This window comes from Microcystis sp. LE19-84.1B, assembly GCF_027531875.1.
Taxonomy (GTDB): Bacteria; Cyanobacteriota; Cyanobacteriia; order Cyanobacteriales; family Microcystaceae; genus Microcystis; species Microcystis panniformis.
Genome location: NZ_JAPZSR010000202.1, coordinates 1 through 8,178 on the forward strand (window position 1 = coordinate 1; position 8,178 = coordinate 8,178).

General features: G+C 40.9%; 1 protein-coding gene and 1 pseudogene. One reads left to right on the top strand and one right to left on the bottom strand.

Features of this window, described 5'->3' with window-relative positions:
- Nucleotides 1–126 (top strand): annotated as a pseudogene (locus O9324_RS11745) (IS630 family transposase); the annotation flags it as partial.
- A gap of 107 nt (nucleotides 127–233) precedes the next feature.
- On the opposite strand, the gene O9324_RS11750 reads toward O9324_RS11745, so the two are convergent.
- The gene (locus O9324_RS11750) at nucleotides 234–8,039 is read right to left on the bottom strand and encodes an FG-GAP-like repeat-containing protein (protein ID WP_288140277.1); all 7,806 of its coding nucleotides are present in this window, start codon (nucleotides 8,037–8,039) and stop codon (nucleotides 234–236) included.
- Between the last annotated feature and the right edge of the window lie 139 nt (nucleotides 8,040–8,178).

Here is an 8,178-nt window from a genome sequence, read left to right on the forward strand (position 1 = left end):
AATCGAGAATTTGAAAATAAAGAAGAACTGGAAAAAGTAGTCAATCAGCTTTTAAATGAAGGGGGATTGATTATTAAATGGAGTAGAAAACTTAAAAATAAGGGTAATGCTGTCAATGTAACTTAAATGCGTAAAAGCTTAACAAGCAGGGTTGTTGTAGCAGCTAAGAGCAAGTTGGGTGGGTTGATTTTCATCTTGTTTATCCGAGTTAAATTTTGGTTATTGGTGAGTAATTAGAGAGAGACAAACCATTCAGGATGATTGTTCAATCCCGTGAGAGAATTACCGAGATTGTCAGTAACATAAGCTAAGACTTCAGTTCCCAAAAGAATTTGGTTGCTGTTAAAGCTTAACTGTCCGAAGTTGATTCCACTGAGAGCCAATTTATCGCCTTGAGCAGAGTTGAAATCAAGAATGCGATCGCTGCCATTTCCTGACTTGAGAACGAAGCTATCAGCACCCGCACCGCCATAGAGAAAATCTGAACCTAAACCACCATCAAGTAGATCATCTCCTTCTTCTCCATAAAGTTTATCTATATTTCCCTCACCATAGAGACTGTCATTACCACTTCCACCGTTGAGAACATCTCGTTGGTTGGAACCGATTAACAAGTCATCACCAGCACCACTTTCTAAGCGGTAAGTACCGGATTTACCCAAAGCATCGATGCGATCATTTATTGGGGTTCCTTTAATCACGCTACCGCCAGTGGGAACTAATACTGGGTGGAACACTTGTAGGGTGAAGTTTGTACTAACACTTGCTCCCGGTTTATCAGTGGCAGTTACTTTTAGATTCAGATTACCAACATCTTTGTAAGCAGGAGTTCCACTGAAAGTTCGGGTTGTTGGGTTAAAGTTTAACCAACTGGGTAAAGCATCACCGTTACTGAGGGTAGCTGAATAAGTTAGGCTATCGTTTAGATCAACATCGGTAAAGGTATTAGTGGGAATTTGGAAGTTGAAGCCGGTATCTTGTGTGGCGATTTGATTGGTGATCGGATTTTGGACACTTGGTGCAGTATTATTTAGGGGATTAAAGGCAATTCCCTGTTCAATCCAGACCTCAATGGCGGTATTTGTAATGCCATAAATTTCATAAACTGCTCCATCATAAGCATCAGAGCCTAATTTAGTCCAAGGTACAGTGGAAGGATCGGAGTAATAAGCACTTGAAGCAACACCGTTAATCAACAGCTTTTTATTGCCGTCGAGCATTTGCAGCAAGCTAGACTGATTAAATTGAACGGAATTATTGTAGCCAATATCAACAGCTTCAATATTAAACAGATGACCAATGTTAGCATCTAGATAAAGCCGAGTTTGTTGACCTATTGTTTGGGGAATAAAGATAGTGTCAAAACCCCCACCTCCATCAATTTTACCGATAGTTTTACTATCAGTGCCGAATTCACCACCTAAGCCAATTTGATCATCTCCTTCGCCGCCGAAAGCATAAATCTGAGAAGTGTTAGCGGTGGGGATTAACATAAAGTCATCGCCATTTTGACCCCGCAACACAATCTTAGGAGTAGTAACATTCGAGGGAATAGTAAAAACATCATTACCATTCGTTCCGTCAAAAAAGGTAAAGGTTTCACTACCGCTATTTTGCTCATCTGCGGTTAACCAATCTTGACCATAAACGACATAGGTTAAGTCATAATTGCTCGTATCAGTGATGATGATATCTTGATAACCGTCACCATTGACATCCCCACCTGCATTGGTTTGATAAGGTAGGGTCCGATTCGGCAAGCCTTGAATGGGAATCTGATTTTGACTGCCATTGAGAATAATTGTGTTACTATTTAGGCTGGTATTGGGCGGTGTTGTGGGGGTATAGGGGGTAATCTCCGATGAACCTAATTGGATGTAACTTGGATTGAAAGGAGTCCCCTGATCAAAAAGAATATCATCAAAACCATCAGCGTTTATGTCTCCAACGGCAACAGATGGAGAAGGAAGATTAGTAGGTTCGTATAGATTCCAAGAGTTCGGGTTATAAATGATATTTGTTTGAAATTGTCCAAAATTGTTGGTTTTTCCCGTACCATACAAAATAGTAGAACGCATAATAGGAGAGGCTTGTTCGCCGTCAACCTCTGACCAAGATGTTTGGGCAATAGATACTAATACGTCCTCAATACCGTCAGAGTTAAAGTCACCAGAACTAATGGATGAATTTATAGCCACCGAGTCTGTAACCTCGAACCCATCCCCATACCAATTACTGTTATCAGTCCAAGGAGAGTTCAGAAAACTCAAGGATAGCTCAGAAAGGGGTAAATGGATGTCATTATTGAATTGGTAAACACTAACCTGTGTTTGGAGTTCTACCTCGACAGAAGAGCCACCAAATTCGTATTCAAGGGTGATAACTTCTGAAACTCCATCGGCGTTAATATCCGCTACTCCAATCCCCGGAACATAGCCCAATGTACCAAGACTATAATGCTGGAATTGGGAACTCAAGCCACTTGCTGAACCCAAGAAATAGTTAATTTGATAATCATTCCCAAGCAGAGGTTGACCATAATTAGTACCAGTTAAAACCACTAAGTCATCATAACCATCGCCATTAATATCTCCTACACTGGTTTGAATAATAGATAATTCATTTTGGGTGTTATTACTAGCAAAGGAATACAAAGTCTGACCCACAATAACATTGTTTGTGATAGGATTACCCATATTCACAAGCAGTTCTGTGGTTTTGCCATCTGTCTTATTGATACTCCCAGATGCTATATCTGCGTACCCATCCGCATTAAAATCACCATGAGCAATCAAAGCAGTGCGAGGAGAAGCAATTAAGTTAGTAGAGGGTAAATTACTATTATTAGCGGTGAGGGCATAAGTTCGTTGGGTGCTAACATTGGTTAGGGTACTTGCTCCTATAGTCAATTGGTTACCCTGTGACGATGACCCACTATTAACAAAATCATCAAAGCCATCCCCATTAACATCTCCTACTGAAACCCCGGGATATTTATTGACTAAGATAAAACCATTATCACTGCGTAAATCATTCACATTTAAAGAAAGTCCACCCTGTAACCAAGGATGTCCAATGGCTACATAAGCCTCACTATGACCATTACCATCATTACTACTGGGAGCACCTAAAATAATATCATCTCCCCCCGTAATAGAACCGTAATCGCCATTAATATCCCCAATCCCATTAAGATTCTGTCCCACATTACCTGCATTAGAAGGATTACTATTACTTAATGGGTTAGCTACTCCTTGGTATTGGAAAACACGAGAATCCGTTAGATTGGGATCAAGATAAATTGTGCCACCCGATGAGAAGGCATTTGTACTGCCAAAGACTATATAGGCACTACCAGCATTACCATAGGCAAAAGGTGCGCCGATGAGTAAATCACTAATTTTGTCATTGTTAATATCACCTCCATTAGCAACAGCCCAACCCGCTTGTCCTAAAGCTAAATTCCCGGCAAAAGTTACTCCTTTACCCGCGCCAATAGAGGCTAAACTCGAAGGTAATGAGCCAGAGTTTCCGAATATTACATAAACTTTGCCGAGATTAGTAGTACCACTAACCGCAGCATTAGGCGCACCGATTACTAAATCTAAATGACCATCTCCATTCAAATCTAGGGTGGTTATCGCATTACCAACTCCATCATAAAAACCGTAGTTCGTAGCGGGATCACTGCTGGGTTTACCTGTACTTGGATTCAGGTTCCCGTTAACACTTCCACTGGTGAAACTGGTTGTCCCATTAAATACCCAGTTAGTTGCACTTGTAGTAGCGGTTAAGTTGATAGATGCGTTAGTATTTGACCAATTAAATTGGCTTCCTGATAATACATAAATTGCACCACCATAACCGCGAATATCTTGAGGATTGCTGGGATCACTTACTGGATTAACGACAGGCGCCCCGATGGCTAAATCAAGTTTACCATCTCCATTTAAATCTAAAACCTGTACAGCAGACCCTAAACCTTGACCCGCACTGGGAGCATTAATGGTAGCAATAAGACTGGTGGTAATGGTTTTACCTGACCCCGATAATTGATAGACTTTTACCTTATTAGCTAAAGGAGAACCAACGATCAATTCAGGTTTTCCATCTCCATTTAAGTCTGCTAAAAGGATAGTTTCTCCAAAGCCATCGCTACTATTTCCTGTGAGTGGTGATGCGGCTAAAGTATTAAGCGCTACGGTGGTGCTGTTGGTGGGAATTACCGACTTATCAAAGACATAAATATTGCTATCATTCGTTCCCCCACTGTTAGTGGAATTGGGAGCGGATATCGCATACCAAGTATTAGCAGAACCAACCCAAGAACTAAGACTGCTACCACTTTGGGGAGAGGCGGATGTAGTGGGTGTTCCTCCAGTAATTTTGACAACGTTTTGACCTGACTGGGGACTATCTAAGTTAAGTCCTTGGTCTGATACTTGCACACCAGTAGAACCAAAAACTATATATACACTACCGTCACTATTATTAGCTCCTGGCGCAGAAATCCAGAAATCACCAAGAGCTGCATTATTATTAGTGCTGTTGGTATCACCGTTAACATTCCCCGCACTACCTAAAGCTTGACCTAATTGATCATTGAATGGACCAATCATGGAAAAACCACTATCTATAGCCAATAAGTTAATCGTTTGGTTGGTATCCTGTAAAGTGGCGTAAGCGGTTAAAGTGGTTTGTTGACCATCTTGGAGGATTAACTTAAATTTCTCATTGAGATGTTCTAACAAGTTATCGTCAAAAATATTCACCTCAATGGTTTTGCTGGTTTCGCCGGGAGCAAAGGTGAGGGTTCCAGCTTTATGTTCGTAATCGGCTCCGGCGGCGGCACTAATATCTACTGTGCGATAATTTAGGGTTTTGCTAGTATTGATGTCACCTTCTCGCGTAATGGTAAAAGTCACTTTTCCTTCATTTTCTTTGACGGTTTTATGACTTACTGAGAAGAGACTATTACTGGTGCTACCGGTGGTGGGATTACTAATGATATTATCAATCTGATCCGGTGGTGTCGGATTAGAATCTGTTTGGATAGAATTAGCCGTATTCCAATTATTTCCGTTATAAATACTTTGGCCAAGACTGGAGGTTCCGGTTGTGGAATCAAGTACAACCCAACCTAAAGTAATACTATTATTACTAGCATTAACATTGATGCTAGAAAAACTCAAATTAGAGCCGGAAAGGGTAGCAACGCTAGATTGATAGTTTTTCCAACTTCCTGTCGTTCCACTAGGGACCCAAAAGGCGACAGATAAGTTAGTTTGAGCCGTTTCTCCTGAACCTGTGCTAGTTGTCCATATAGCGAGAACACCGTAGGGAGTTGAGGTTAAACTCTGTACAGATTGACCAGGTTGTAACCAAGGGATGGCTGTAGGGGTTGAATTATTGGTATTTAAGGTTCCATTACTTACTTGTCCGATGACATAGTTGGAGGTGATGGTTTGTTGTAATTGATTGAGAGCTTCACTGGAAACGGTATTAGGCGCACCGACTAATAAATCGGCTTTACCATCGTTGTTTAAGTCTCCTACTGCACTAACAGAAGACCCACTGAGTTGATTTGCGCCTCCTTGACCGATTATATAACCCTGAACAGTTGTGCCGATGTTACTAACATTAATACTAGCAACAGTACCAATATTGTTACTGCTTCCTCCGTAGATGACGTAACTTACACCGGCTTGATTATTACCTCCATTGGGTTCACCAATTAGTAAATCTCCTACACCATCACCGTTTAAGTCGCCAGCACCGCTGACTTCTGTTCCAGCACCGGTAATAGTAAAGCCATTTGTTCCATTGATTCCAGAGAAACCAATACTGTTATTTTGGTTTGTGGAAAGGCTAGAACCGCCAAAAATAATGTAACTATTTCCTGCAAGATAATTTCCATTAGCATCTTGGGTAGCAGGATAGCCAACAATTACATCGTTAATACCGTCGCCGTTAACATCGCCAGCACTACTTACTTGTAACGGTGCAGGGTTGTCTAAATCATCAAAAATAACGAAGCCTTGACCCTGATTAATGGTTCCTAAATCTAAGGTTTGAGTGGATAAATTCGCACCAAATAGGATAACTGCAGCTCCTGTTCCACCAATGAGTAAATCCCCTTTGCCATCCTGATTAACGTCTGGAATCAAGGCCACGCTACCGATATCTAGCACTGTCTCCCCATTAACCGCTGAGGTAACATTCGTTAGGGTAATTGTGCCACCTGGTGTATTTGGAGACGTTAGGTTTGAGTTAGGGTCATTTGAGGCGATATTATTTCCTTCCGTTAGGCGACTAACAATGGGATTATTAAGATTGCTTCCTGGGTGGAAGGTATAAATATTGGCTCCTTGCTGATTTCGGATATAAAGTCCGCCATCAGTTCCCAAGGCAAGATAAGCCCCTGGATTTCCCCCTGTATTGGTTGACCAGAATTGCTGTGAAGCCAAACCAGCAAAGGCAGTTAAAACGAAATTACCATCTGTTTGCATCAGAGCTTGGACATTGGTAATATCTTGAATGGGAAAGATAATGTCCTTTGATGTATTGCTATTCCATATCTCTAGGTTAGTCGTTTGGTTTGTTAAGACAAGATTGCCTTGGTTATCTAAGCTGAGTAGAAATACATTATCTGCTATAAATTGAGACAAAATCAGAGTGATTTCCCCTGATTCCTGATTGGCATTTGGCGCACTGATGGCATAATCGGCCTTGCTATCTCCATTGAAGTCATAACCCCCTGTTACGACTGAACCTAGGCGATCGCCAGCTTGTCCATTGGGGTTAGTAATTTGTTGTCCGTAAGCAGGATTATTGCTGAGTAAAGTATCAATATCAGTGATGCTTTGAGGCGTTTCAAATAACGTTCCCCCATAGAGTAAATAAGCAGCCCCTTGATTATTATTAAGACCAGGCGCACCAATAATTAAATCACTCTTACCATCGCCATTGACATCGCCTGCATTAGCAATACTATAACCTAATTCACTCAACGCTTGTCCTGTTAACAGTAAGCCATTACTACCCAAATTATTGAGGTCATTAACTTGGTTATAGTCTTCTGCAAATACCACATAAACGCCGCCTTGTTCATCATCAAAATCCGGCGCAGTCATGGCAAAATCCGCCTTACCCCCACTATTAACATCTCCTAAAGCGGTCACGGCTTGCCCAAAACTGGCAAAGTATTCATTGTCTAAAGTCCAATAAAAACCCGAAGTGTTAGCATTGGCAGGATTTTCTGAGAAAGTCCCTAAATCAACCTGATTATTTCCTGTTTGTCCATATACGACATAAACTTGTCCGGGTGGGGTAGTAGCAATTTGTTGTACGGTAGGGTTATTAATAGATTCATATTGCCAAGCAATGACGACATTGCCATTATTATCGAGGGCAATATTCGGGCGTTGGTTAGCTCCGGCTGTATTTGAAATAGCTTGTAAACTGTTGGCATTCCAGTTAATACCATTACTGCCTAATGTTCCATTCAAAAAGTATAAATAGGAAAGATTGGCTGAATTATCATCTACCGTTCCTGTAAATGTCCCGTAAACTGTTGTTCCATCAGGAGCAATGATGTAGGATATATCACTACTATCAATTAAATCGTTGACATCCTCTCCTAATAATGCAGCGTAACCAGGTTGAGTTAGATAAATTGTGGAATTAGGTTCGGATGAAACACTGACAGGTAATCCTCGGTAATTTTGACTGAAACTGGTTTCCCCAGTTGAACTAGAGACTTTATCAGCAATTCGGATATAAGAACCAAAGGAAATCGAGAAGAAAAAGAAATTAAATTCAGCCTTAGCTTTATTGGTATAAATCGCCGCCTCAAAACCATTGTTGTTAAATTCTTCTGTTTGAACCCCTTTGACGGATAAATCAACAAATCCCTTAGCCAGACTGAGCTTGAGATAAAGACCGGTATCTATTCCCAAATTGAAGTCAGAATCATCAGTATCATCTAAGGCATCCCCTAAAAAGCTAAAGAATTTGGCTCTACCGAACCTGTCATGCAAAACTATCAACAACTCATGCTTGTAAAGCTTGTACAATAGGGCTTTGAGTTTTTGTTAGATTGATATTTATCAACTTTAGAGCATTGCTGGACAGAGAGGGAGCTTGGGGAATTTTCTACAGTGTAAGTTCGGAAGAACC